The sequence below is a fragment of the Lentzea sp. NBC_00516 genome (assembly GCF_036346835.1).
Lineage (GTDB): Bacteria > Actinomycetota > Actinomycetes > Mycobacteriales > Pseudonocardiaceae > Lentzea > Lentzea sokolovensis.
In genome coordinates this window covers 2558990-2583112 of record NZ_CP107840.1, presented here as the reverse complement: position 1 = coordinate 2583112, position 24123 = coordinate 2558990, and the positions used below count along the sequence as shown (strand labels likewise).

Sequence of the window (24123 nt, the reverse complement as noted above, 5' to 3'; positions counted from 1 at the left end):
ATACGACTGTGCAGAAACCTTCTCCTCGCCTGCCTCGCCGGGGCCCTCGTCGCGAGTGGTGCGGGGGTGGCCCAGGCCGGTCCCGCCCCGATCACGGCGGCGGACACCTGGAACCCGCCCGCGAACCTGGTCACCCCGCTCAACCAGGTGTGGTCGCACCAGGAAAGCACCTACGGCAACCTCTACGGCTTCCGCAACTACGGCTGGGACCAGGTCTTCGCCAACGGCGGCTACCTGAACTTCTGCGTGCGGTGGGACTCGCCCGCCAGGGTCACCGCCGCCCAGCGCGACCAGATCCACGCCCAGCTCGCCCGCCAGTACAAGAAGTGGATGGACGTCATGGCGGGCCACAACAACTGGCCCTACGCCACCGTGCCGATCAAGGTCGTCGGCTGGGCGGTGCGCGACCGCGCGCAGCTGCAGTGGACGGACAACTCGGTCGACATCTACGTCAACAACATCCGGGAGAACGCGCCGCAGTGCGCCGAGCCGTGCGGCCGGTTCTTCGTCCGCGACGGCCAGTACCGCAACTGCCCCGGCGGAGTGGCCCGGCACTACGACCAGTCGCTGTGGCTGACCGCCGGGATGGGCGGCGGAGCGGGAGGTGACTGGGGCCAGCGGATGGGCAGCGAGTACTTCCTGAACAACCTCAACGCCGACAGCGTGACGATCTTCCTGCACGAGGTCGGCCACACGTTCGGACTGGACGACTTCTACGACTGGACGCCGTCCGGTGTCAGCAACTTCATCATGAGGGCGGGCAGTTCCGCCACCATCACCGAGTTCGACAGGTGGATGCTGCGCGACTGGTGGCGCCACCTGAAGAACCGCTACGGCCTCTGATCCACCCGCGCGACCGTCCCGTGATCCCTGCCGCGTCACGGGACGGTGGCCTCGCCCTGCCCGTTTTCGTGTCATCCCCCTGAAAGGTGACGCGCATGTCCCTGCCCACCCCCAGCCGTCGTTCCGTCCTGCGGGCCGGGGTGCTCGCCGCCGCAACGGCCGCGGGCACGTTCCCCGCCGTTCCTGCCGTGGCTTCCGGCGCCGCGGCCCGTCCGGACGCCGGCGTGTCGGCGGAGCCCTTCCCGCTCGGCGCGGTGACCCTCCTCGCGGGCCCGTTCCAGACCAGCGCCGCCCGTACCCACGCCTACCTGAAGTTCCTCGACTCCGACCGGCTGTTGCGCACCTTCCGGCTCAACGTCGGACTGTCCTCTACGGCCGTCCCTTGTGGAGGATGGGAGTCACCCACCACCGAACTGCGCGGGCACTCCACCGGCCACGTGCTCACCGCATTGGCGCAGGCCTACGCGAGCAGCGGCGACACGGCGTTCTCCACCAAGGCCAACTACCTGGTCACCCAGCTCGCCACCTGCCAGGACCGGGCCCAGATCGCGGGTTTCACCTCCGGCTACCTGTCCGCGTTCCCCGAGAGCTTCATCGCCCGCGTGGAGGCACGTGAACCGGTGTGGGCGCCCTACTACACGTTGCACAAGATCATGGCCGGCCTGCTGGACGTCCACCTGCTCGCAGGCAACGCCCAGGCTCTCACCGTGCTCACCCGCATGGCGGGCTGGGTGCGGACCCGCAACAGCGCCCTGACCTACGCCCGCCGCCAGGCCATGCTGCAGACGGAGTTCGGCGGCATGAACGAGGTCCTGGCCAACCTGTACCAGGTCACCGGCGACCCCGCGCACCTGACGAGCGCCCAGTACTTCGACCACGCCGAGATCTTCGACCCGCTCGCGGCGAACACCGACGCGCTCAACGGGTACCACGCCAACACCCAGATCCCCAAGGCGATCGGGGCCATCCGCGAGTACCACGCCACCGGCACCACCCGATACCGCGACATCGCCGCGAACTTCTGGACCATCGTCACGGGCGGACACACCTACGCCATCGGGGGCAACTCCAACGGCGAGTACTTCAAGGCCCCAGGCAGGATCGCGTCGGAGCTGTCGGACAGCACCTGCGAGTGCTGCAACTCCTACAACATGCTCAAGCTGACCCGGCAGCTCTTCCGCATCGATCCCGGCCGCGCGGACCTCTTCGACTTCCACGAGAAGGCGCTGTACAACCACCTGCTCGGCGGCCAGAACCCGAACTCCGAGCACGGGCACCACAGCTACTACGTGCCGCTTCGGCCGGGCGGCATCCGCACGTACAGCAACGACTACAACGACTTCACCTGCTGCCACGGCACCGGGATGGAGACCAACACCAAGCACGCCGACAGCATCTACTTCCAGTCCGGCACCATCCTCCACGTCAACCTCTTCATCCCGTCGGTGCTGACCTGGCCGGGCCGCGGCATCACCGTCCGGCAGGACACCACGTTCCCCGACACCGCCTCCACGAAGCTGACCATCACCGGCTCGGGCGCGATCGACCTGCGCGTCCGCATCCCTTCGTGGGCAACGGGAGCCCAGCTCCGCGTCAACGGCGCGGCACAACCCGCCACCACGCCCGGCACCTACGCGCGGATCAACCGGACGTGGGCGAGCGGGGACGTCGTCGACCTGACCCTGCCGATGACCCTCACCAGGGAGAGCACCCCCGACAACCCGGCCGTGCAGGCGGTGAAGCACGGTCCGATCGTGCTCGCGGGCGCCTACGGCACCACCAACCTCACGACGATGCCCACCCTGCAGGCGTCGACGCTCCGGGCGACCCAGACCCCGTTGCAGTACACGGCGACCGCGAGCACCGGCCCGGTCACGCTCTCGCCTTTCCACCGGATGCACGGCCAGCGGTACACCGTCTACTGGAACGTCGGCGACGCACCGCAACTGCCGCCGTTCGTGGCGCACTACCCCTTCGACGCGGGATCGGGCACCACCGCCGTGGACGCCACGGGCAACGGCCGCACAGCCACCCTGGCAGGCGGCGCCGGGTGGACCACCGGGCGTTCCGGGGGCGCTGTCGATCTCACGGGTTCCGGCGCGCACGTGGTGCTCCCGTCCGGGCTGCTGGCGGGCGCGACCGCGTTCAGCGTGACGGCGTGGGTGAAGCTCGACGTGGTCACCACGTGGGCGCGGGTGTTCGACTTCGGCGCGGGCACCGGCGCGTACCTGTTCCTCACCCCGCGCAGTTCCGCCGGTGGCGCCAGGTTCGCCATCACCGCCACCGGCGCTGCGGGGGAGCAGCAGATCAACGCTCCGTCCCCGCTGCCGGCCGGGGTGTGGACGCACGTCGCCGTGACGCAGCAGGGGGATCTGGGCGTACTGCACGTGAACGGCGCCGAGGTCGCGCGCAACTCCGCGATGACGGTGCGCCCGGCGGCACTCGGTGGCACGGGTCAGAACTGGATCGGGCGCTCGCAGTACGCGGGCGACCCCTACCTCGACGGCGCGGTGGACGGCGTCCGCGTGTACAGCCGCGCCCTGTCCGCGACCGAGATCGCGGACATGCACGCGACCGGCCAGTAGCCCGTCCCGCACCCCTGAAGGAGAAGTCATGCCGTTCCGGCACAGGGCGGTGAGGCTGGGCGCCGCGATCGCACTCGTGACCAGTGCGCTCGTCACGCCTTCCGCACACGCGTCGAACCCGATCGTCACCTCCTACTACACCGCGGACCCGGCGCCACTCGTCGTCGGCAACACCATGTACATCTACGCGGGCCGCGACGAAGCAGCCTCGGGAGGCAACAACTTCCTCATGCGCGAGTGGCGGGTGCTTTCCTCGACCGACGCCGCCACGTGGACCGACCACGGCGCCAAAGCCAACATCGGCACGTTCAAGTGGGCCGGCGCCGACGCGTGGGCCAGCGAAGTGGAACCCCGCAACGGCAAGTACTACTGGTACACCTCGGTCAACGGCAACGGCGCCGGGTGGATGGACATCGGCGTGGCCGTCGGCGACAGTCCACTCGGGCCGTTCACCGACGCCAAGGGCGGGCCGCTGGTCAGCGACAGCACCCCGAACTCGTCGGGCCTCAACATCGATCCCACGGTGTTCACCGACGACGACGGCCAGGCCTACCTGTACTGGGGCGGCTACTGGGGTGTCCGCGCGGCGAAGCTCAAGCCGAACATGATCGAGCTGGACGGCCCGGTCGTCACGCCCGCAGGGTTGACGGACTACTGGGAAGCGCCGTGGATGTTCAAGCGCAACGGCCTCTACTACATGATCTACGCCGCCAACGACACCAACGGCTGCGTGACGTCCTCGAGCTACGCGTGCCAGCGGTACGCCACCGCGACCAGCCCTCTCGGGCCGTGGACGCACCGCGGCGTCGTGCTCGGCCAGGTCTCCTCGACCACCAACCACGCGGGCGTCGTCCAGTTCAACGGGCAGTGGTACATGGTCTACCACAACGCCAACGCGCCCGGCGGCGGCAACTTCCGCCGGTCCGTCGCGGTCGACCTGCTGAACTTCAACGCCGACGGCACGATGCAACGGGTCACCCAGACCGCCGCCGGGCCACCACCCAACCCCGGCACGGGAACGGGGCCGGGCACCAACATCGGGCCGTCGGCGACCCGGTCCACCTCGTTCGTGTCGGCGTGGGAGAACCTGGCGGCGATCAACAACGGTGGCGTGCCCGCGAACTCGGCGGACCGGGGCAACCTCGCGTACGGCAACTGGCCTGAGCGGGGCACGCAGTGGGTCGAGTACACGTGGCCGTCCAGCCGGTCGATCAACAAGGTCGCCACCTACTGGTTCGACGACGGCCAGGGCATCGACCTGCCCGCCTCCTGCCAGGTCCAGTACTGGAACGGCAGCGCCTACGTGCCGGTGCCCGGCCAGTCGGCCTGCGGGGTCGCGGGCAACACCTTCAACACCACCACGTTCACCGCCGTCAGCACCACCCGGCTGAGGCTGAGCATCACCTCCGCGCCGGAGCACTCCACCGGAGTCCTGGAATGGCAAGCGTTCCAGGCCTGACCGCTCACTCTCGGAGGTGTACGACATGATCCTCATCAGACGCGCCAAGCGGTCGAGGTGGACGGTGCTGCCTGCCGCGATCCTCGTCCTGGCGGGCGTCACGGTCGCCACGACGACCGCACACGCGGCCCAGACCATCGGCTACCCCACGTTCTCCGGGCCGGCCATCCCCGCCGCCCCGGTCGGCTACAGCACCGGCAGCACCATGAAAGCCATCTACGACGCGGAAAGCGCCGGAACCGACTTCTGGATGGACCGGCTGCTCGCCCGGCCCGGCAACGACCCGGCGGGCACGTGGCTGATGACCCGCGGCCGCGGCCTGTACATGAACACCCACAACCCCGGCGTCATCGGCTTCGGCGGGAACGCGGCCTATTGGGACAACATCAGCAGCCAGAACGCCTACGCCGTCACGATCTCACCGGGGACGTTCGCCGAGCAGGTCAGCGGCCGCCTCCAGACGCCCAGCCACTGGAAGGGCGTGTTCACCAGTGGATCGCTGCGGGTCGACATGGCGAAGTTCATCACCCACAACAACGTCGCCGTCACGAACCTGACGATCACCAACAACGGCAGCGCGTCCTCCACGCTGCAACTGCGGGCGACCTCGCCCTACGCGACCACCGCCTCCGGCTCCGAACTGACCGGCAGCAGGCTCGTGAAGAACAACCTGACCACCATCCGCCCACGCCTGTCCGGTGACGGGTTCGCCGTCGCGGGCGGCGGGCTGGACCGTTCGATCACCGTCGCCGCGGGGCAGACCGCGACGACCAAGGTCGTGATGGGGTTCCTCACCGACGAGATCCCCGAGTCGGCGACGGAGTACAACACCTACCGCGGCTACACACCCGCGACCGCGTTCGCGACCCACGTGCGGGCCTACAACCGTTGGTGGGCCGACAACATCCCCTACATCGACGTGCCCGACCCGGCCATCAAGAAGAACATCTACTACCGCTGGTGGCTGATGCGGTACAACTACCTCGACGTCGACATCCCCGGCCAGGACTACCAGTTCCCGGTGTCGATCGAGGGCGTCACGGGCTACAACAACGCGATCGCGCTTACGCAGCCGATGCACATCGACGACCTGAAGTACCTGCGCGACCCGGTCTACTCCTACGGCCCGTGGCTGTCGGCGGGCCAGACGTCCAGGGGCGGCCGGTTCATGGACAACCCCGGCGACCCGGAGAACTGGTCCAACTCCTACACCCAGTACATCTCCGAGGCCGCGTGGCGCAGCTACCAGGTCCACGGCGGCCAGCCCGTGATCGCCGGCACCCTGGCCAGGTACGCCGAGGGCGACGCCAAAGGTCAGCTGTCCTACTACGACTCCAACAACAACGGCGTCATCGAGTACGACTGGGGCGCCCTGACCGGAAACGACGCGGACGCGGTCTCCTTCGACTGGCGTGCGGGCAAGCTCGACCGCGCCGAGACCGCGTACGTCTGGAGCGGCGCGATGGCCGCGCAGCAGGCCTACGCGACCGTCGGCAACACCGCCAAGGCGACCGAGATGCAGGCACTGGCCGACCGCATCCGCAACGGCGTGATCACCACGCTGTGGAACCCCGGCCGGAGGCTGCTGGAGCACAAGCACGTCGCCACCAACACCCACGTGCCGTGGAAGGAGATCAACAACTACTACCCGTACTCGGTGGGCCTGATGCCCAACACCGAGCAGTACCGCGAGGCCCTGCGGCTGTTCGACGACCCGGCCGAGTACCCGGTCTTCCCGTTCTACACCGCGAACCAGCGCGACAAGGCGGCGGCAGCGGCGGCGGGCTTCCCCGGCAGCAACAACTTCTCCACGATCAACTCCACGGTGCAGTTCCGCTTGTACTCCTCGGTGCTGCGCAACTACCAGAACCAGTGGATGTCCAATGAGGACTACAAGAAGCTCCTCTACTGGAACGCCTGGTCCCAGTACGTCGGCGGCAACACGCAGTGGCCCGACGCCAACGAGTTCTGGGCGGACTGGAACGCGGGCTCCCGCACCATCGACTACCGGTCGTGGATCCACCACAACATCCTCGGCAGCAGCAACTGGACCGTCATCGAGGACGTCGCCGGTCTGCGTCCGCGCAACGACGCCCAGGTCGAGCTGTCACCGATCAACATCGGATGGTCGCAGTTCGCGGTGAACAATCTGCGTTGGCGCAACATGGATCTCAGCGTCGTGTGGGACGACCCCGCCGACGGCATCACCCGCTACGCGGGCGTTCCCCAGGGGTATTCCGTGTACCTCAACGGAACGCGGGCCTTCACCGTCGACCGCCTCACCAAGGTGCTCTACAACCCGGCCACGGGCTCGGTCACGTTCCCGTCCGGAGCCGGTGTGGTCAACTACAGCACGGCGATCTCCGGGGCGCAGGCGCCGCAGAACGTCGTGCAGAACAGCAGTCGCATCGTCGACGTGTTCGCCAAGGCGGGCGCCGACCTGACGTCGACGACGCCCAACCTGGCCCAGGGCGCGGGCGTGACCGCGTCGTACACGGCCTCGGGCACTTCGACCGGGGCGGCGGTGGACGGGTTCCCGATCAACGATCCCGTCTGGGGGAGTTCCGGCTCGCCCAACGGCACGGATTCCTACGAGCTGGACCTCCGGCAGTCCCGCACGGTCGACGAGGTGCGGCTGTACTTCCGCGACGACCGCGCGGGCAACCGTTACCGGGCCCCAGCTTCGTACAACGTCCAGTACTGGAACGGCGGAGCGTGGGTCGACGCCGCCGCCCAGTCGAGATCGCCCGGTACCCCGAAGGCCAACTACAACGTCGTCCACTTCACCCCGGTGGGCGCGCAGCGGATACGGGTGCAGATGACCCACGCCTCGGGTTTCAAGACCGCGCTGACCGAGGTGAAGGTCTACAACCGTGGCGGTGGAACCGATCCGGTTCCTGGACCGACGACGAATCTGGCGTTGACCGCGACACCTTCGGCGTCCTACACCTCGGCGTGGGAGAGCGTGACCGCCTTGAACGACGGGATCGATCCGCCGTCCTCCAACGACACGGTCAACCCGCGGTGGGGAACGTGGCCCAACACCGGGGAGCAGTGGGGCGAACTGACCTGGACGACGGCGCAGACCGTGAAGTCCGCACAGGTCTACTTCTTCGACGACAACGGGGGAGTGCGCCTGCCGGCGTCGTGGAAGCTCCAGTACTGGACCGGCACCGCCTACGCGGACGTGCCGGGAGCGAGCGGTTACCCGGCCACGATCGACCAGTACAACCAGGTCACCTTCTCCGCGGTCAGCACCACCCGGCTGCGGGCGGTGCTGCAGAGCGGCGCGAACTCGGTCGGCGTGCTGGAGGTGAAGGCCTTCGGCTGACCGGCATCAGGATCCGCTGGGCGGTCGCCGCCCGCTCAGCGGACCACCCCACGTGATCGACCGAGGACGTGAGAACCGATGACCCGAACCACGTTCAAGACCTTTCCCCTGCTGCTCGTGGCGGCACTCCTGTTCGCCGTCGCATCCGTGCCGTTCCTCAACACCGGTACGGCACTGGCTGCCGCGGCGGCCTTCTCCAGCACCCTTGTCAACCAGGGCAACGGCAACTGCGCGACCGCGCCCACGGGCGTGGCGCAGCTGACCCAGCGATCGTGTGACTCCAACGCCAACCAGAACTTCACGTTCAGCCCTGTCGCGGGCACCACGGACACGTACGCCATCGGGACCTCGACCGCGGGCAGTTGCGCGGACATTTCGGGCGCATCCGGAGCGGACAACGCCCTGGTGATCCAGTACGTCTGCCACTCGGACGCCAACCAGCGGTTCCGCCTGCAGGCGGTGACCATCAGCGGGGTCGCCAACACCTTCGCCATGGTGGCGGCCGGTTCCGGCAAGTGCGTCGCGCCCAGCGGGGACGGCACGGCGACCGGCACCGGCCTGGTGCAACTACCGTGCGGCTCGATGACGAGCCGGGTGTGGCGGATTCCCGGGTTCTCCTCCGGTCCACCCACGGGCGACCCGCCGTCGAAGACCGTGCGGGTGCTGTGGCTCAGGCCGTCCGACGTGCCGTTCGACCAGCGTTACCCCGACGGCATCGGGAAGGTCATGATCGAGGCGCAGAAGTACTACCGCCAGGAACTGGGCAGGACGTTCGTCCTCAACCCCCAGATCGTCGAGGTGGTCGTCGGCGACCACGTCAAGAGCTGGTACGAGAACACGCCCAACGGTCCCGACCGGTACTGGTGGTCGGTGTTCAACATGCAGAACGAGCTGATGCGCAAGAAGGGCCTGCGTTCCCCGGACAGCCGCTGGCTCCTCGTGGGAGAGATCAGCGCCGAGGGACCGGGTGCGGGCGGCGGAGGCGGCAACGGCTGGGTGATCCTCTGCCAGCACGACGCGGACGGCGCCGCCGGCATCGGAGGGCCGATGAACCGCTGGTACGGCGGCATGGTGCACGAACTCGGCCACGCCCTCGGCCTGCCCGATTCCACGTCGACCGACGGCACCCCGATGTCGGCCTCGTTCTACGACTACCCGAACACCCACTTCAGCCAGGCGCAGAAGACCGCGATCCTCAACGGTCCGTACGGAGGTTTCCTGTTCTGACGGCGAGCTTCGTCGTGTTCAACCTCTGCGGGTGATGCGGTTAGGGTGGTCCCAACTGCTCGGAGGTTGCCGTGGATGGCGATGTGTTGCGACCGGGTGATGTGCTGGCGGCGGCCGAGAGCGCACCGCCGGTGGAGTCGGTCGAGGTCGTCGCGCGAGACCTGGCGAAGCGGTTCGAGGCCGTCGACGTGTCGTTCCTGCTGATCGACGTCGGCGATGAGCGGCTGGTGCGGCTGGCCTCGACCACCCGCGATCTTCCCGGGCGCGGCGCGGAGAGCGTCGATCTGCGGGACAGCGTCTACGAGGAGGTCCTGCGCACCCAACGGCCGTGGCAGGGGCCGGACGGTGGCGCGGTGCGGGTGGTGCTGCCGGTGACCAATCGCGGCGACTGCGTCGGGGTGCTGGAGGCGACGGTGCCCTCGCTCGACGACGAGATGCTGGCGCAGCTGGGAGAGGCCGCGCACGCGTTGGCCTACGTCATAGTGACCGACCGCCGCTTCACCGATCTCTACCACTCCGGCAGGCGCACGACGCCGATGAGCCTGGCAGCGGAGATCCAGCACCAGCTGCTGCCCACGGCGTCGTGCTGCGAGGCTGCCCAGTTCACCGTGGCCGGCGCTCTGGTGCCGGCCCACGACATCGGTGGCGACACCTACGACTACGCCCTGGACCGCGACGTCCTGCACCTGTCGATGACCGATGCCGTCGGTCACGACGTGGGCTCGGCGATGACGGCGACACTGCTGGTCGGCGCGTTGCGCAGGGCCCGCCGGGCCGGTGACGACCTGGCGGAGCAGGCAGAACAGGCCAACCAGGCCCTGCTGAACCACCGCCTGGGAGCACTGGCGACCGGGCTGCTGGTGCGCGTGGACCTGCGCGACGGAGCAGTGGAGCTGGTCAACGCCGGTCACCCGGTACCGCTGCTGCTGCGCGACGGCGTGGTGGACGAGCTCGATCTGAAGGTCGACCTGCTCTTCGGCGTCCAGCCGCACCCCTACCGGGTGCAGCGGCTGAACCTGCGCCCAGGAGACCGGCTGATGCTGCTCACCGACGGCATGTTCGAACGCGACGCCGAAGCCGTCGACCTTCCCGAGTTGCTGCGCAACACCGAAGCACTGCACCCCAGGGAGGTGGTGCGGGCGGCGACCAGGGCTGTGAGGCGCGCCTACCGCGATCACCTCCAGGACGACGCCACCGTGCTCTGCCTGGACTGGCACGGCTTCGGCCGCACCGAACGCCAGGCGGACAACGGCGCCGACACGGACTCCGCCTCGCCCTCGCGCCCTCTGCGTCCGGCCGATCAGGCGAACGTCAGCAAGCCTTGACGATGACCGAGTGCGCCTTGCTGCCGAGGTCGAGGATCGTCACGTCGCGTTTGCCGGCGGGCACGCGGACCTGGTACTTGCCGGGGTAGACCGGGTAGCCGAAGTAGCTGCCCGCCGGGGCGGCCGCGGTGCCCGCGATGGTCGAGCCGTCGGTGCGGTGGATCGTGGTGGAGACCGCTTTGCCGCAGTTGTTGGAGATGTAGATCTTGCCCTTGGTCGCGGCGCTTGCGGAACCCGCGCCGAGGGCGGAGATGACAAGTCCTGCGGCGGCCAGGCCGGTGAGAACGCGCCGGGTGGTCGTCATGGTGCTCCTCAGAGTTTTGTGGACGTCGGTCGCAAGATATCCACCGGCGCGTCCGAGCACAGTGGGTCGAATGACCGACACCGTGTTTCGAGATCTGCCACTGCGCACAAACCCGTCCGAGCTGTGACGTGTTCGGAGATTGATCTCCGTCCGCACGGGGCATCCGGGGCCGCGCAACTCTTGAGAAGAAAGTCGACATCATGCAAATCCAGCACGTTTCGCGTCATGACATCGGCGGCCACGACGAGCTCTTCAGTCACGTGGACGTGGTTCGTGCCGTCTCAAAGCCTGGTACGCCGCCCGCCGCAAGTCAGTGGTCCCACACCGAACTGTTCCGTGAACCAGCCGGCTCTCCGCGGAGCATCAGCACGAGCGCCTGAACTCATGGCGCGAGCAGTACGCGGTGCCCGCGTCGCTGCGGTTGTGCGTCTCCGCGAACGGGCATAGCGTAGTTCGCGACCGCCCGATGGGAGTGGCGATGAACAGCCGGTACGACGGAGCTGTGGACGCACTGGCCACCCGGATCGTGGATCATGACGGCGTTGCGATCGTCGTGCTGACCGGCGAAGTCGACATGGCGACGGAGGCCGATCCGCTTGCCGGGGCCATCGCTGCCGTGCAGCGGGCCAGTGCCGGTCTCGTCATCGATCTGAACGCCGTCACCTTCTTCGGATCCTCCGGCATCAACCTGCTGGTGGCCGCGCGGCAGCACGCGCGGCTCATGGGCGTCCCGTTCGCTGTCGTCGCAGATCAGCCGACCGTGCTGAAGCCGTTGGCGATAACGGGGATGGACGCGTGCCTCGCCCTGTTCCCCAGCGTGCCGGACGCCCTGGCCGGCATCCGCGCCCAGCCTTCCGTGCCGCCTCAGTCGCGGCGTTAGCGAGCACCGCCGCTGGGCGCCGTTGTCGTTCAGGGGGTCGCCGGGCAGGGCACCACGGCCCACACGCACTTCCCGACGGCGCGTCGAGCCACGCCCCACTTCTTGGACAGCTGGTCCACCATCACCAGCCCGCGGCCTCGTGCCGAATCAGGTGAGGACGGCCGCAGCTGTGGCGGTGCCGCCGAAGCGTCCTCGCTCGCGATGCTGACCTCGCAGGGCTTGGTCGACCTGCGCAGCTTCACGCGTGCCGGGAACCGGCCGTGGTCGTACACGTTGGACACCAGCTCCGTGATCACCAGCAGCACGTCGAGGAGATCGTCCTCATGCAGGTTCGGGAGCACCGACCGAGCCCATCGCCGGACTTTTCCGGTGTCAGGAACGGTCTCGAGAAGTTCCAATGTGTACCACTCGTCAGCAGGTACTCCGTCCACCGTGTTGGGGCTCTGTTCTGCCGACGTCATACCCGTTGAAGTACCTCACCTGAATCGATCGAAACCCATGTCAACGCAATATGACTGCCAGTGCGCGGACGATGCCGTCGAACGGCCGCTCAACCAGCCGAGCCAGGCCATGGGGAGTCGCGGACGACCACGGCGTCGGTGACCGCCGGGGCGCGACCTGCCCACCAGCCGGCCGCGACGAGCAGGGGCAGGCATCCCGCCACGAGGATCAGACCGATCTGGACGGCGGTCTCGCGGTCGGCAGGAAGGCCCAGAGTCCAGCCGAGGAAAGGTCCGAGGAACGCCAGACCGGTCACCACCGCGACAGCGTCGACCACCGCCGCGCGTGACCGGCGCACCGTCCCCTGCGCCATCGTGAGACCGATGCCGATGCCGGTCAGACACAGCGGCAGCGTCAGGTTGGGCCCGGTCGACGTCCAGGAACTGGAGGCGAAGAACGCCACCACGCCGGTGATCGGGACGGTCGCCAGAAGGAGGAAGACGAGTGGCAGCACCACGACGAGCACGTGTCCGAGCCCGGCGCGGGTCCGGGCGGCCGCGACCGACATCCCGATCAGCAGGGCGAGCAGGGTGATCAGTCCGGCGTCGTTCACGTCGTCGCCGATCACCTGGCCGAACCCGGTGAGCGGTGCGGGACGGATGTCCACCCCGGTCGCCGCGACCACGACCGGCACGCGTCGCCACGCGCCGTCGGCGCCGCGAACCGCGAGCCCTTCGACGCCGTTGGCCACGATCACTTCGTGTCCACTGGGGACTGAGCGGACCAGGACGTCCACACTGGCCACCTTGGACCTGCGGTCCACTCCGCCGGGAATCGAGTGCTGGCGCTCGACGAACGGCCACCGTGCGGCCGGAACCTCCCAGACCGTGTGCCAGGCCTGACCGGCATCGGTCGTTTCGTCGACGCCGAGCTGCCGGCCTCCGTGTGGCTTCCGCTCAAGGGTGTCGAGGTCACCGCCACCGTGCACCCGGTAGCAGTGCGCGGTGTCATCGGGTACGCAGGCTTCGCGCTGTTGGCGCTCCGGCAACCGTCCGGGCGGCGTGTCCGGCAGCAGCGTCCACTCGCCGGTACCGGAGTCGGAACCGTAGAACCGCTCGTTCACCTCGATGATCACCTGCTCGCCCATGAGCTGCACGGAGTCCACCGACGGACGCGTGTCGGGGGCCGCGGAGGTCGCGGCGATCGCCAGCACCGCGAACGGCATCGCGAGCACCACCCGCAACCGGTGAGCCGGGTGGTCCGGCAGTGGTGGAGCCGCCGCCGACCGCCGCCAGGCCCACCAGGCGAGGCCCAGCGCGGGCAGCGCGATCAGGTCGCTCGGATCGGCCAGAACGACCGAAGGTCCATTGACGACGGACCACGCCGCCGACGCGACCTCGGCTCCGGTGCCGCTCAGCTTCACCCACGCGAATCCGGCTCCCGTCAGCAGCGTCGCCGCCGCGGCGCCGAACGTGCCGGCGCGGAAGAGGCCGAACAACACCCCCAGCACCGCCGGCGCCACCACCAGTCCGGCGACGTCACTGAGTTTGCCGGTGACGATCCCCGGCCACGCCTGTTTGAACACGTGGTCGTTGAGCAGCAGGACCGCGGTTGCCGCGACGGTCAGCGGATGCGCCACCCAGCGCAGGAAAACCCCAGCTCGCATGAGGTCAGCCTGCGTTGCCGTGATCACGGCAACGACTCGGCCCGGCGCCAGATCGGCCTAGACGAGCTCTCGGAGCCGTCAGCCGAGCTCAGGGCCGCCCCACGCCGCTCGTCACAGGTCCAGCCACATGATCCGCAGGCCCACCAGCCCCTCGACGGGATGGCGGAACGCCCTGGGCGCGGTGCCGAGCGTGACGAAGCCGAGGCTCTCGTAGAGGTGGATCGCCGCCGTGTTCGTGTCGGCGACGGCGTTGAACTGGACGGCGGCGAACCCGCTGCGCCGCGCCCAGTCGATCATGTCGGTGGTGAGGGCACGCCCGACACCCTTGCCGCGGGCCTCCTCGGCGACCATCAGGGTGCCGGACGCGACGTGGTTGCCGGGGCCGCCCCGGTTGGCGTACATGTTCGCGGTGCCGAGCACCTGGTCGCCGGCCACGACCACTCTCGCCGGTGCGGGCAGCAGCCACGTCCGCCGGGCGTCGGGTTCGCTCATGCCGGGGTCGTAGGGGATGGTCTCCTGCTGGGTGATGACGTTCCGGATGATCGGCCAGATCTGCGGCCAGTCGTCCTGGCGGGCCTCACGAACGGTGGGAAGCATGGGGTCCTTCGTCTTCCAGGGCTTGGGTGATCTGGCGGGTGGTCTGCTCGGCGACGCGGGGGTTGACCGCGGCGTGGTGGACGTAGGCGTTCAGGCCGGTGGCCAGCGCCCAGCCACGGCCGCGCGTCCAGGTGGCGTCGTCCACCCCGAGGGCAGCGCGGAACGTGGCTCGCGTCCCGGCGGACAGGAGCGTGAAGGCGATGATCAGGTCGAGGGCCGGATCGCCCACCCCGAACTCGCCGAAGTCGATGACGGCACTGAGCCGCCCCTCGGTCGTCAGCAGGTTGCCGGTGTGGAAGTCGCCGTGGCGCCACACCGGATCCTGTTGCGGGGCAGCGAGAGCCGCGTCCCACAGCTCGGTCATCCGCACCCGGTCGAACGGGACCTCCGCGATGGCCGACCGCGTCGCCGCGTCCCGTGTGGACAGTGGTGCGGCGATGCCGGTCGGTTCGGCGTCGAACCGGTGCAGCGCCTGGAGAAACCCGGCCAGCGCCTCAGCGGCCTCGTGCGAACCGGACAGTGCCTCGACGGTCGCCACCTCGCCGTCCAGCCAGCGCGACACCGCCCACGGCCAGGGATAGCCGAAGTCCGGTTCGCCCACCTCCACCGGCACGGGCACGGCGAGCGGCAGGTGCGGGGCGAGCCGGGGCAGCCACTCGGCCTCCTTGCGCGCCTGGCCGATCGCGCCGTCGTGACGAGGCAACCGGACGGACAACTCGTCGCCCAGCCGGTAGATGACGTGATCCGAACCGGCCGGGTCGTGCAGCCGCAGCGGCAACCCGGCCCAGCGCGGGAACTGCGTGTCGACCAACCGCCTCGCCAGCGTCGCGTCGATGTTCGGTGTCGCTCCGACGGACAAGCACGGCTCCCTGCAAAATGGACGATCAACGGCCGTGGCAGCCTGACATCGTCCCTCAGGTTCCATCAACCGGTTATCGAGGTGTCGTCGCCAGTTCGGCGTCTCCATCTGCTCATCGAACAATGGAGACCACACCCCGCATCGCCACCGCGTGCGACCACGTCGTCTCGACCGGGAAGCAGGTTCTCAGCCTGGGGATTGTCGCTTACGCGAGCCAGGAGGAGTCGGAGCGGCTCACGCCGATGCTCTGCGCCAGCGGGGTGCTGGACTCCGCGACCAAGTCGTGTGAGGCCGGGCAACCCGGAGACGAGGGGCTGTCGGTGCACGCCGTTGCCGGGCGGTGGAACGTGCGGGTGCACGTGTACGAGCTGCCGGTGAACGACGAGATCAAGGAAGCCGTGCAGCAGATCGTCGAGGACCTCAGGAACTCCGACAAGACCAGGTGATCCCCGGCCGGAGGTGCTCGCCGCGGTCTCGGCCTCTACGGTGGCGTGAGCGGTAGGACAGGGAGCTCGCGCATGGTGAGGCTGGACCGGCTGGTCAACGTGCTGGGTGGGTACGGGGTCCGGTTGTGTTGTTGCCCGGTGCCGCGATCGGCGGAGCTGCGTGGGGTCGTGCTGCGGGACGCCGCGGATGACCGGGCCGAGGTCGGCGACGTGTACCTCGCCGTCGGTGCCGGGTCCGTGGCCGAGGCCGTGCGTGCGGCGGTGTCCGCGCGTTCCGTCGTGGTGCTCGTCCGCGGTGGTGAGGAGCTGCTGGCGGACGCCGTCGCGGTGGGGGAGTCCGAGGGTGTCGCGGTGATGCTGGCGGATCCGGCCCTGTCGTGGAGCCAGCTGGCGGGAGTCGTGTACGGCCTGGTGCTCGAGGGCCGTGAGACGGAGTCGGGACGCGGTCCCACCGACCTGTTCGCGCTGGCTGACAGCCTGGCGGCGGCCACCGGTGGCGCGGTGACGATCGAGGACCAGCTGTCGCGTGTGCTGGCCTACTCCGGTCCGCAGCAGGAGGTCGACGCGGCGCGCCTGGAGACCATCATGGGTCGGCAGGTGCCCACGTGGGTTCGTGAGTTGTTCGACGCGGCGGGTGTGCGGGCGCACCTGCTCGGGTCCGATGAGCCGCTCTTCGTCTCCGGGGAGCCCTCGCGCGGCCTGACCGGGCGGATGGTGGTCGCGGTCAGGGTGGGCAGGGAGTTGCTGGGGGCGATCTGGGTGGCCTGCCCGGCGCCGCTGAAAGGTGCTCGGCGCACCGCGTTGACCGACGGCGCCCGCACCGTGGCGCTGCACCTGCTGCGGTTGCGGGCCAGTGCCGATCTGGAGCGCCAGGTGGAGTCGGAGTGGGTGATCCGGCTGCTGGAGGGCACGGCGGACGCCGCGACGGTGATCAGCCAGCTGGGGTTGCCGCCCGGACCTGCCAGGGTGGTCGCGGTGCGCGCGCACGTCGGGGACGAGCGGCACGCGGCCGTGTTGCTGGCGTTCGAACAGGCGACCACCGGGTTCGGCTGGTCGCGGCCGGGACGAAGTACGTTGGCGGGCAACAGTGTTTACACGATCCTGCCGGGGGAGCGGGTCGCCGCGGCGCGGGAGTGGCTGGCGGCGTTGAGGGCGGCGCTACCCGAGAACGTCACCATGTCGGCGGGAATCAGCGCGGTCGCCGAGCCCGCGGACCTGCCCGCCGGTCGGCAGGAGGCGGACGAGTGCCTGGCACTGCACGAGATGCGTGCTGCGGACACGGCTCCGCCCGCCTACGACGAGTCGTGGGACGAGATCCTGCTGCAGCGTCTGCGCACCGCCGCACGGGTCGGCCGGGCGTCGGCCCGCGGTCCGGTGGCCGACCTGCGCAAGCACGACACCGAACACGGCACCGACTACGTCGCGACGTTGCGCGCGTGGCTGGAGGCGCAGGGCGATCTGGCGGTGGCCGGTGAGCGGCTCGCCGTGCACGGCAACACGGTGCGCAACCGGCTGCGCAAGATGAGCGAGGTGACGAACCTCGGGTTGGACGACGCCGCCAAGCGGGTCGCGATGCTGATCGATCTCGCGGCGACGGTGTCGGAAACCGACAATCGCTGAGCGGCAATTGTAGGAAACGGACAAGCGGTTCGACCCCTGTCCCCAGCATCCTGGAATCGAGACAAGCGATGACAGGAGGTCGGGATGGACGAGCGCCTTGACGGTGGTCCGCGCTCAGCGGTGGTGGTCGGTGCGGGCGTCGTGGGGCTGTCCACGGCATGGTTCCTGCAGGAGCGCGGCGTCGAGGTGACGGTGGTCGACCGCACCGGAGTCGCGGCCGGCGCGTCCTGGGGCAACGCCGGGTGGATCGCACCCGGCCTGGCGATCCCGCTGAACGAACCGGCGGTGCTGCGCTACGGACTGCGGTCCCTGTTCGACCCGGCCGCGCCACTGCACATCCCCCTGACCGCGGACCCGAAGCTCTGGTCGTTCCTGACGCGCTTCGCCACCCACTGCCGGTGGCCGTCGTGGACCAGGGCGGTGAAGGCGAACCTGCCCCTCAACGAGGAGAGCCTCGAAGCCTACGACGTGCTGACCGCGAACGGCGTCGAAGCGCCCACGATCGATGCCCCGATCACCGCCGTCTTCACCTCTCCCGGACAGGCACGAGGTCTGCTGCTGGAGCTGGAAAGGCTTGCGGCGGCGGGACAACCGGTCGACCACACGGCACTGTCCACAGCGGACCTGTGTGAGCAGGTCCCGCTGGCGTCGACCGCCCTCGCCGCCGGTGTGCGCATCGACGGACAGCGTTTCGTCGACCCGGGCGGCTTCGTACAGGCTCTCGGCCGTGCCGTGGTCGCCCGTGGCGCCACGATCCGTTGTCTGGAGGTGGCCGACATCCGGTCGGAGACCTCCGGTGTCATCGTGCGGACGAAGGACGGCGACGCCATCCCCGCGGACGTGGCGGTGCTGGCCACCGGTGCCTGGCTGCCGAAGCTCGCCGCACGGGCCGGGGTTCGCACGCCGGTCCAGGCGGGTCGCGGGTACTCGTTCACCGTGCCTGTGCGCAAGCCGGTGCACGGTCCCGTTTACCTGCCCGAGGTGCGCGTGGCGTGCACGCCTTACCAGGGCGGTCTACGAGTCGCGGGCACGATGGAGTTCCGCGGCCCGGACGCGCTGTTGGACGAGGCGCGGGTGGACGCGATCATCGCCTCCGTCCGGCCGTTGCTGGACGGAGTGTGGTGGGAGGACCGCACCGACGTCTGGGTCGGGCCCCGTCCGGTCACGCCGGACGGTCGCGCTCTCATCGGCGCGACCCGTTCGCCGGGCGTCTACGTCGCGGGCGGGCACGGAATGTGGGGCCTGGCGCAGGGACCCGTCACCGGACGGTTGCTGGCGGAGCAGATCACCACCGGCAAGCAGCCCGACGCGCTGCGCGAGTTCGACCCGCTCAGGTGACCGCCACGTGGAACCCGAACACACCGAACCACCGTTGACCGCCGGCGAGCGAGCCGAACTGACGTGGCTGCGCAAGGAGAACGACTTCCTCCGCGTCCAGCGCGACATCCTCCTGCGCGTGGCCTCCGGCTACGCCCACGACTTCGAAACGGCGCTGCGCCGCAACGACGGCCAACGCCACCACTGACCCCTTTCCTGTCCGTGCGGGTCGCGGGACGAACCCGGCCTGCACGGACGCCCCGCCGTCAGGGCGGTACCTCCCCCCAGACCGCCCTGACGGCACTTACACCTGCCACGGAGGCATGACATGACGAGTACGACCCCGCGCGTGTGGCTGACCCCGCAGGCGCACCACAGGCTCCGCAACGAACTGATGACCCTGCTCTCGCCGGTGCGCAGCCGTCTGGGCGAGGAGGCCGGCGAGTCGGACTTCCTCTCGCAGCGGGATCGGGAGGCGCGCGTCCGTCAGATCAAGGACCTCCTCACCAACGCGATCGTGGGCGAAGACCCCCCGGACGACGGCATCGCCGAACCCGGCATGGTGCTCACCGTCAGCTTCGACGACACCGGCGAGACCGACACGTTCCTGCTCGGCGCACGCGGCGCGGAGCACGGCACGATCGAGGTCTTCTCGCCGGACTCCCCGCTGGGAGCGGCGGTGAACGGTGCCCGCCAAGGAGAACAGCGCGCCTACCGGACCCCGAGTGGAGCCACGGTCCGCGTCACCCTGCTGAACGCGGTGCCCTACGGGCAGGCGCGCGAACAGGAGGCCCGGTGACACCGGCACGTCGCGAGCCGTGGCAGGAGGTGTGCCGTGCTCAGTGATCGTGAACGCGAGACGTTGTGCGAGATCGAACGCAACCTCAGTGACGAGGACCCGAAACTCGCCGAAACCTTCGAGAGCGCTCGGTTGCGGGCGCCGCATGATCGCCACCGCGGCTTGTACCTGGCTCTGCTGGTCATCGCCGCGCTGCTGAGCGTCCTCGCGATGGCGCTCGGGCACATGACAGGTGCGCTGGCCTGTGCGCTGGTCGCCGGGTGGACCTGGGGCGCGTGGCAGCGCCGGGCGCTGCGGGCGCGTACCCACGGACACGACAGGAGTCACCGATGACGGAAGCAACCCCGAACAAGCCGATTGTCGTTGGAGTGGAGGGATCCCCGTCGGCGATCCACGCGGCACGCTGGGCCGCCGCGGAGGCCGCCCGGCGCGGCACCGGCCTGGTGATCGTGCACAGCAGCCCACCGGTACCCGTCCACTCGCCACAGGTCGCCGTGTCGATCGCGGAGTTCGGCGAAGCGGTCCGCGAGCAGGCCCGCCACTGGCTTGCCACCGCGGAGGCCTCGGCCGCGGTGGTGGCGCCGCAGGTGGAGATCAGCACCGAACTGCTCACCGGCGGTGCGGCCGGACAACTCATCGGACGGTCGGCCTCCGCCGAACTCGTGGTCCTGGGCTCACGCGGACTGGGCGGCTTCACCGGACTGCTCGTCGGATCGATCGCGGTCGCGGTCAGCACACATGCCCTCTGCCCCGTGGTCGTGGTGCGTGAAGCGCAACCTCAAGCCGACCGCGCCGAGGACGCGCCGATCGTGGTGGGCGTCGACGGTTCCGCCGCCAGCGACGCGGCGCTCAAGTTCGCGTTCGAGACCGCCGCACTCCGCGGCGCACCTGTGCTCGCGGTGCGCACCTGGCTCGATGCCGTGGTCGACGCGACGCGGCTCACCGTGCTGATCGCCGCGAGCATTGAGGCGATCGAGGCCGACGAACGACGGCTGCTGGCCGAGCAGGTGGCCGACTGCGCGAAGGACTATCCCGACGTGCCCGTGCGGAGGATGCTCAGCCGCGACGGCTCGGCACGCGTCCTGGTCGAACAGTCCGCGTCGGCGCAGCTGGTCGTGGTCGGCACGCGCGGACGGGGAGGTTTCCGCGGCCTGCTGCTCGGATCGACGAGCCAGTCCCTGATCTACCACGCGGAGTGCCCCGTCGCCGTCATCCCGCCGGCACACCGATGACCTCGGAACAGAACGGCAACGGGCAATCGGCAACGGCACGAGGAGGCATCAAGTGACGAAGTCGTTCAGCGACGTTCAGAACCCGCCGCAGGGCACCTATCGACTGCGACTCGCCCCGGACGAGGTCCGGGAACTGCGCAAGTACCTGTCGGTCATCGTGTCCAGGGTGCGGGCAGCGATGACGGTCGATCCCGATGACCCGGACCTTCACCCGATCAAGAAACTCACGATCGATCTGGACGGCGCCCCCACCGTCCCCGGCGCGCAACTGGTCATGCTCGTCAAGCTGTTGCGCCGCACCCTCGGCAACGGTGTGCTCGTCGAACTGTCGGGGGTGAAGCCGACGATCCTCGGGTCACTCGTCGCGTTCGGCATTCCTCCTGACGTGGCCGTGATCGACTCGCGGGGCCGCCCGTGGACCAACTGAAGACGCCTGGCCTGAGCCGGCCTCGCGAACCGGCGAGCAGGTCCGCTCTCCACCCATGCCCAGGATGAGCGCGACGGCGTCCTCCGAGCACGCCCCCGGTGTCAGAACCTCCTGCAGCAGCAGGCCACGGATCGCGGCGACGGCCACGGTGGACCTGGTCAGCGCCTCCCCGGCGTCGAGCCCTTCGCGCTCCGCCAGCGAGGCCAGCATCCTGGTGAGGTCGTCCAGCGACGAGATGAACTCGCGGAAGTCGTCCGGGTTGTACGCGGCCAGCCCCACGACGTGGAAGAACCCGCGGACGCGCGACAGCTGCTCCGGACGGGTGTAGGCCCGCCAGATCGCCAGGACGAGGTCGTCGAAGGTGCCCTGCGCGGCGTCCCGGAACAGCGCCTCGTTGTCGCGGGTCCGCTGTGCCGCGAGCACGGCCGCCAGGACGCCCGTGAGCGACCCGAAGTGGTACCGCAGCAGCGCGTGGCTGGTCTCGGTCCTGGCCGCGATCTCGCGGAGCGAGGTCTCCGGTGGTGGAAGGCCGTCGTCGAAGACGTCGAGGAGCCGCGCCAGGAGGCGCTCGCGGGCATCGCCGTTGCGTGCCGTGCTTGACAGGACCACGCCCGTAGCTTATCCATTGGAAAAGCAATTTATCCATTGGAAAACGACGGGAGGGCTCATGGGACGTTTCCAGGTGGTGGGCGCGACGGTCGTGGACGGGTCAGGCCGCGATCCGGGCGACGTCGCCGCCGTCACGGTCGAGGACGGGCGCATCACCGAGCTCGGAGCCTCCAGCGCGAACGGTGAGCGGCTCGACGCCGGCGGGCTGACGATGACGCCCGGCCTGATCGACGCCCACGTCCACCTCGGGCTGTCGAGCCTGATCCAGCCGCAGTTCTCGTTCCAGATCAGTGCCGCCGAGCTCGCGGCCGACATCTTCGCCACGGCCGGCGCGGCGCTCGACGCCGGCTTCACGACCGTCAGGGACACCGGCGGGATCGACGGCGGTGTCGTCACCACGATCGCGAAGGGCAAGGTCAGGGGGCCACGCGTGGTGTCGTGCGGGCCTGTTCAGTGCCAGACCGGCGGCCACGGCTACTACGGGGCCGAGTGGGAGCCCACCGAGCTGTGGAGCAGCCATCACGTTCCTGGTCTGTGCGCCCTGTCCATGATGGCGGGCAACGCGGACGAGCTGCGGCGCAACGTGCGCGAGGCGTTCCGGCGCGGGGCCTCGTTCCTGAAGCTCTGCGTGACCGGCGGGGTGGTGGGCGGCAACGACCGGCTGACCGACACCCAGTTCACCGTCGAGGAGATCGCCGTCGCCGTGCAGGAAGCCGAGGCGCGAGGCACCTACGTGACGGTGCACGCCCACAACAACGAAGGCATCCGGAACGCGGTCGAGGCCGGGGCGCGCTGTGTCGAGCACGGCACGGATCTCGACGAGCCGACAGCCGCCCTGATGGCCGCTCGCGGGGTTGCTCTCGTGCCCACGTTCGCCGTCGTCGAGCGGCTTCTGCACGATCCCGCCGCAGCCGGCCTGGACGAATCGGCACGCGATCGGGTGGCAGGAGTGCGAGAGCGGATGGCCAGGGCGCTCGCCGTCGCCAAGGAGGCCGGTGTGCGGATCGGGCTGGGTTCCGACCTCATCGGCCCGGCCCAGGACCGCCGCGGTGAGGAACTCGGATTGCGCGCACAGCTCGAGACACCGATGGACGCTCTCGTGGCGGCCACGAAGACCAACGCCGAGATCATCGGTCTGGCCGAGGTGGGCGTCATCGCTCCCGGCAAGCAGGCGGATCTCGTGCTCTGGAACGGAAACCCGCTCGAAGACCCGAACATCTTCGCCGACCCCGCCAACGCCGTACTCGTCGTCCAAGCCGGACGTGTTGTGAAGGATCTCCGATGAGCACCATGTGGCACGGCTGCCTGGCCGACACCGACTACTTCGAGCTGCGTTCCAGCGGTGGGCACGACTACGGCGTCTGGGTCACCACGCCGCCGCGCTACGACCCCGCCACGACGCAGGCGCCGGTCGTGTACGTGCTCGACGGTAACTGGGCGGTGGGCCTGACGGCCCCGCTCATCGTCACCCAGCACGACCCCATGCAGCAGATCAAGCCGTACATCCAGGTCAGCATCGGCTACGCGGGCGAGGAGGCGGAGCACTGGGCGAGGCTGCGCAACAGGGACCTCGTGCCACCCGGCGAACCCGTCGCGCAGGAGTTCCTCGACGCCGTGGAGTTGGGAGTTCAGAGGGGTGCGATGACCCGCGAGGAAGCCGACGCCTACGTCGACGAACTGCGCGACACCCGGGGCGACGCGTTCCTGAGCTTCATCACCGAGGAACTGCACCCTCGGATCGAACGCGACTACGGCACGTCCACGAGCGGTCACGGTCTCTTCGGCTACTCCTACGGCGGCCTCTTCAGCCTCTACGCCTGGCTCACCGGTACCACGCTCTTCGAGAGCGTCGGAGCGGGCAGCCCGGGCGTCGCCGGCGAGGACAGCCGGATCTTCACGCAGATCCAGGAGCTGGGCGACCAGCCGGCCAAGCTGCACCTGACCTTCAACGACCGGGAGATCCTCGGGAACGTGCCCATCTACCAGAACCTCACGAAGAACGCGGCCACCGTCCTGCACCGCCTCACCGCCCGCGGCGCGGCCGTCACCAGCGAGGTGCTGCGGGACACGCACGTGACCGGTCTGCAGGCCTCGTTCCTCAGCTACCTCAGGACCTGCCGCGCCGTGTGACCGTCAGCCCTGATTCATGGCGCTCG

At 69.4% G+C, this 24123-nt stretch carries 23 protein-coding genes; 17 read left to right on the top strand and 6 right to left on the bottom strand.

Features of this window, described 5'->3' with window-relative positions; translation table 11 throughout:
• Positions 1–66 precede the first annotated feature (66 nt).
• The 6 genes from OG205_RS11745 (at position 67) to OG205_RS11720 (ending at position 10770) form a co-directional block, all read left to right on the top strand.
• The gene (locus OG205_RS11745) at positions 67–843 is read left to right on the top strand and encodes a hypothetical protein (RefSeq protein ID WP_330276242.1); all 777 of its coding nucleotides are present in this window, start codon (positions 67–69) and stop codon (positions 841–843) included.
• A gap of 95 nt (positions 844–938) precedes the next feature.
• Positions 939–3428 (top strand): glycoside hydrolase family 127 protein, encoded by a 2490-nt coding sequence (locus OG205_RS11740; RefSeq protein WP_330276241.1) that lies wholly within the window; start codon positions 939–941, stop codon positions 3426–3428.
• Positions 3429–3456: 28 nt separating this feature from the next.
• Complete coding sequence (locus tag OG205_RS11735) at positions 3457–4887, top strand: glycoside hydrolase family 43 protein (RefSeq protein WP_330276240.1); 1431 nt, start codon at positions 3457–3459, stop codon at positions 4885–4887.
• A 25-nt stretch (positions 4888–4912) separates the two neighbouring features.
• On the top strand, positions 4913–8218 hold the full coding sequence (locus tag OG205_RS11730) for a discoidin domain-containing protein (protein WP_330276239.1): 3306 nt from the start codon (positions 4913–4915) through the stop codon (positions 8216–8218).
• A 78-nt stretch (positions 8219–8296) separates the two neighbouring features.
• On the top strand, positions 8297–9445 hold the full coding sequence (locus OG205_RS11725) for an RICIN domain-containing protein (RefSeq protein ID WP_330276238.1): 1149 nt from the start codon (positions 8297–8299) through the stop codon (positions 9443–9445).
• Positions 9446–9516: 71 nt separating this feature from the next.
• Positions 9517–10770 (top strand): PP2C family protein-serine/threonine phosphatase, encoded by a 1254-nt coding sequence (locus tag OG205_RS11720; RefSeq protein WP_330276237.1) that lies wholly within the window; start codon positions 9517–9519, stop codon positions 10768–10770.
• On the opposite strand, the gene OG205_RS11715 is transcribed toward OG205_RS11720, so the two are convergent.
• Positions 10757–11074, bottom strand: a complete 318-nt coding sequence (locus tag OG205_RS11715; RefSeq protein WP_330276236.1) for a hypothetical protein — start codon at positions 11072–11074, stop codon at positions 10757–10759. The genes OG205_RS11720 and OG205_RS11715 overlap by 14 nt on opposite strands.
• A 478-nt stretch (positions 11075–11552) precedes the next feature.
• On the opposite strand from OG205_RS11715, the gene OG205_RS11710 reads away from it, so the two are divergent.
• The gene (locus OG205_RS11710) at positions 11553–11954 is read left to right on the top strand and encodes an STAS domain-containing protein (RefSeq protein ID WP_330276235.1); all 402 of its coding nucleotides are present in this window, start codon (positions 11553–11555) and stop codon (positions 11952–11954) included.
• 29 nt (positions 11955–11983) lie between these two features.
• On the opposite strand, the gene OG205_RS11705 is transcribed toward OG205_RS11710, so the two are convergent.
• The 4 genes from OG205_RS11705 to OG205_RS11690 form a co-directional block, all read right to left on the bottom strand.
• On the bottom strand, positions 11984–12415 hold the full coding sequence (locus OG205_RS11705; RefSeq protein WP_330276234.1) for an ATP-binding protein: 432 nt from the start codon (positions 12413–12415) through the stop codon (positions 11984–11986).
• 89 nt (positions 12416–12504) lie between these two features.
• Positions 12505–14061, bottom strand: coding sequence for a hypothetical protein (locus tag OG205_RS11700; protein WP_330276233.1), 1557 nt, complete (start codon positions 14059–14061; stop codon positions 12505–12507).
• Between the two features lie 111 nt (positions 14062–14172).
• Positions 14173–14658: a GNAT family N-acetyltransferase gene (locus OG205_RS11695; RefSeq protein ID WP_330276232.1), complete on the bottom strand. Its 486-nt coding sequence runs from the start codon at positions 14656–14658 to the stop codon at positions 14173–14175.
• Positions 14639–15517 carry an aminoglycoside phosphotransferase family protein gene (locus OG205_RS11690; RefSeq protein WP_330276231.1) on the bottom strand — a complete coding sequence of 293 codons (879 nt, stop codon included), beginning with the start codon at positions 15515–15517 and terminating at the stop codon, positions 14639–14641. The genes OG205_RS11695 and OG205_RS11690 overlap by 20 nt, the downstream gene beginning before the upstream one ends.
• Positions 15518–15639: 122 nt before the next feature.
• Between OG205_RS11690 and OG205_RS11685 the strand changes: the two genes are divergently transcribed.
• The 8 genes from OG205_RS11685 (at position 15640) to OG205_RS11650 (ending at position 21358) form a co-directional block, all read left to right on the top strand.
• On the top strand, positions 15640–15963 hold the full coding sequence (locus tag OG205_RS11685; RefSeq protein WP_330276230.1) for a hypothetical protein: 324 nt from the start codon (positions 15640–15642) through the stop codon (positions 15961–15963).
• Between the two features lie 72 nt (positions 15964–16035).
• Entirely contained in the window at positions 16036–17583 is a 1548-nt protein-coding gene (locus tag OG205_RS11680) for a PucR family transcriptional regulator (protein ID WP_330276229.1), read from the top strand.
• Positions 17584–17667: 84 nt separating this feature from the next.
• On the top strand, positions 17668–18921 hold the full coding sequence (locus tag OG205_RS11675) for an NAD(P)/FAD-dependent oxidoreductase (protein WP_330276228.1): 1254 nt from the start codon (positions 17668–17670) through the stop codon (positions 18919–18921).
• A 7-nt stretch (positions 18922–18928) separates the two neighbouring features.
• Positions 18929–19108: a hypothetical protein gene (locus OG205_RS11670; RefSeq protein WP_330276227.1), complete on the top strand. Its 180-nt coding sequence runs from the start codon at positions 18929–18931 to the stop codon at positions 19106–19108.
• A 120-nt stretch (positions 19109–19228) separates the two neighbouring features.
• Positions 19229–19699, top strand: coding sequence for a GreA/GreB family elongation factor (locus OG205_RS11665; RefSeq protein WP_330276226.1), 471 nt, complete (start codon positions 19229–19231; stop codon positions 19697–19699).
• A gap of 36 nt (positions 19700–19735) precedes the next feature.
• Entirely contained in the window at positions 19736–20032 is a 297-nt protein-coding gene (locus tag OG205_RS11660) for a DUF3040 domain-containing protein (RefSeq protein ID WP_330276225.1), read from the top strand.
• Positions 20029–20931 (top strand): universal stress protein, encoded by a 903-nt coding sequence (locus OG205_RS11655; RefSeq protein ID WP_330276224.1) that lies wholly within the window; start codon positions 20029–20031, stop codon positions 20929–20931. Before OG205_RS11660 ends, OG205_RS11655 begins: the two co-directional genes overlap by 4 nt.
• Positions 20932–20983: 52 nt before the next feature.
• Positions 20984–21358, top strand: a complete 375-nt coding sequence (locus OG205_RS11650; protein WP_330276223.1) for a hypothetical protein — start codon at positions 20984–20986, stop codon at positions 21356–21358.
• On the opposite strand, the gene OG205_RS11645 is transcribed toward OG205_RS11650, so the two are convergent.
• Positions 21287–21967, bottom strand: a complete 681-nt coding sequence (locus tag OG205_RS11645) for a TetR/AcrR family transcriptional regulator (protein ID WP_330276222.1) — start codon at positions 21965–21967, stop codon at positions 21287–21289. The two genes, OG205_RS11650 and OG205_RS11645, sit on opposite strands and share 72 nt — an antisense overlap.
• 58 nt (positions 21968–22025) lie before the next feature.
• Here OG205_RS11645 and OG205_RS11640 point away from each other — a divergent pair, with 58 nt between their 5' ends.
• Positions 22026–23252: a metal-dependent hydrolase family protein gene (locus tag OG205_RS11640; protein ID WP_330276221.1), complete on the top strand. Its 1227-nt coding sequence runs from the start codon at positions 22026–22028 to the stop codon at positions 23250–23252.
• Entirely contained in the window at positions 23249–24097 is an 849-nt protein-coding gene (locus tag OG205_RS11635) for an alpha/beta hydrolase (protein ID WP_330276220.1), read from the top strand. Before OG205_RS11640 ends, OG205_RS11635 begins: the two co-directional genes overlap by 4 nt.
• Positions 24098–24123: the final 26 nt, after the last annotated feature.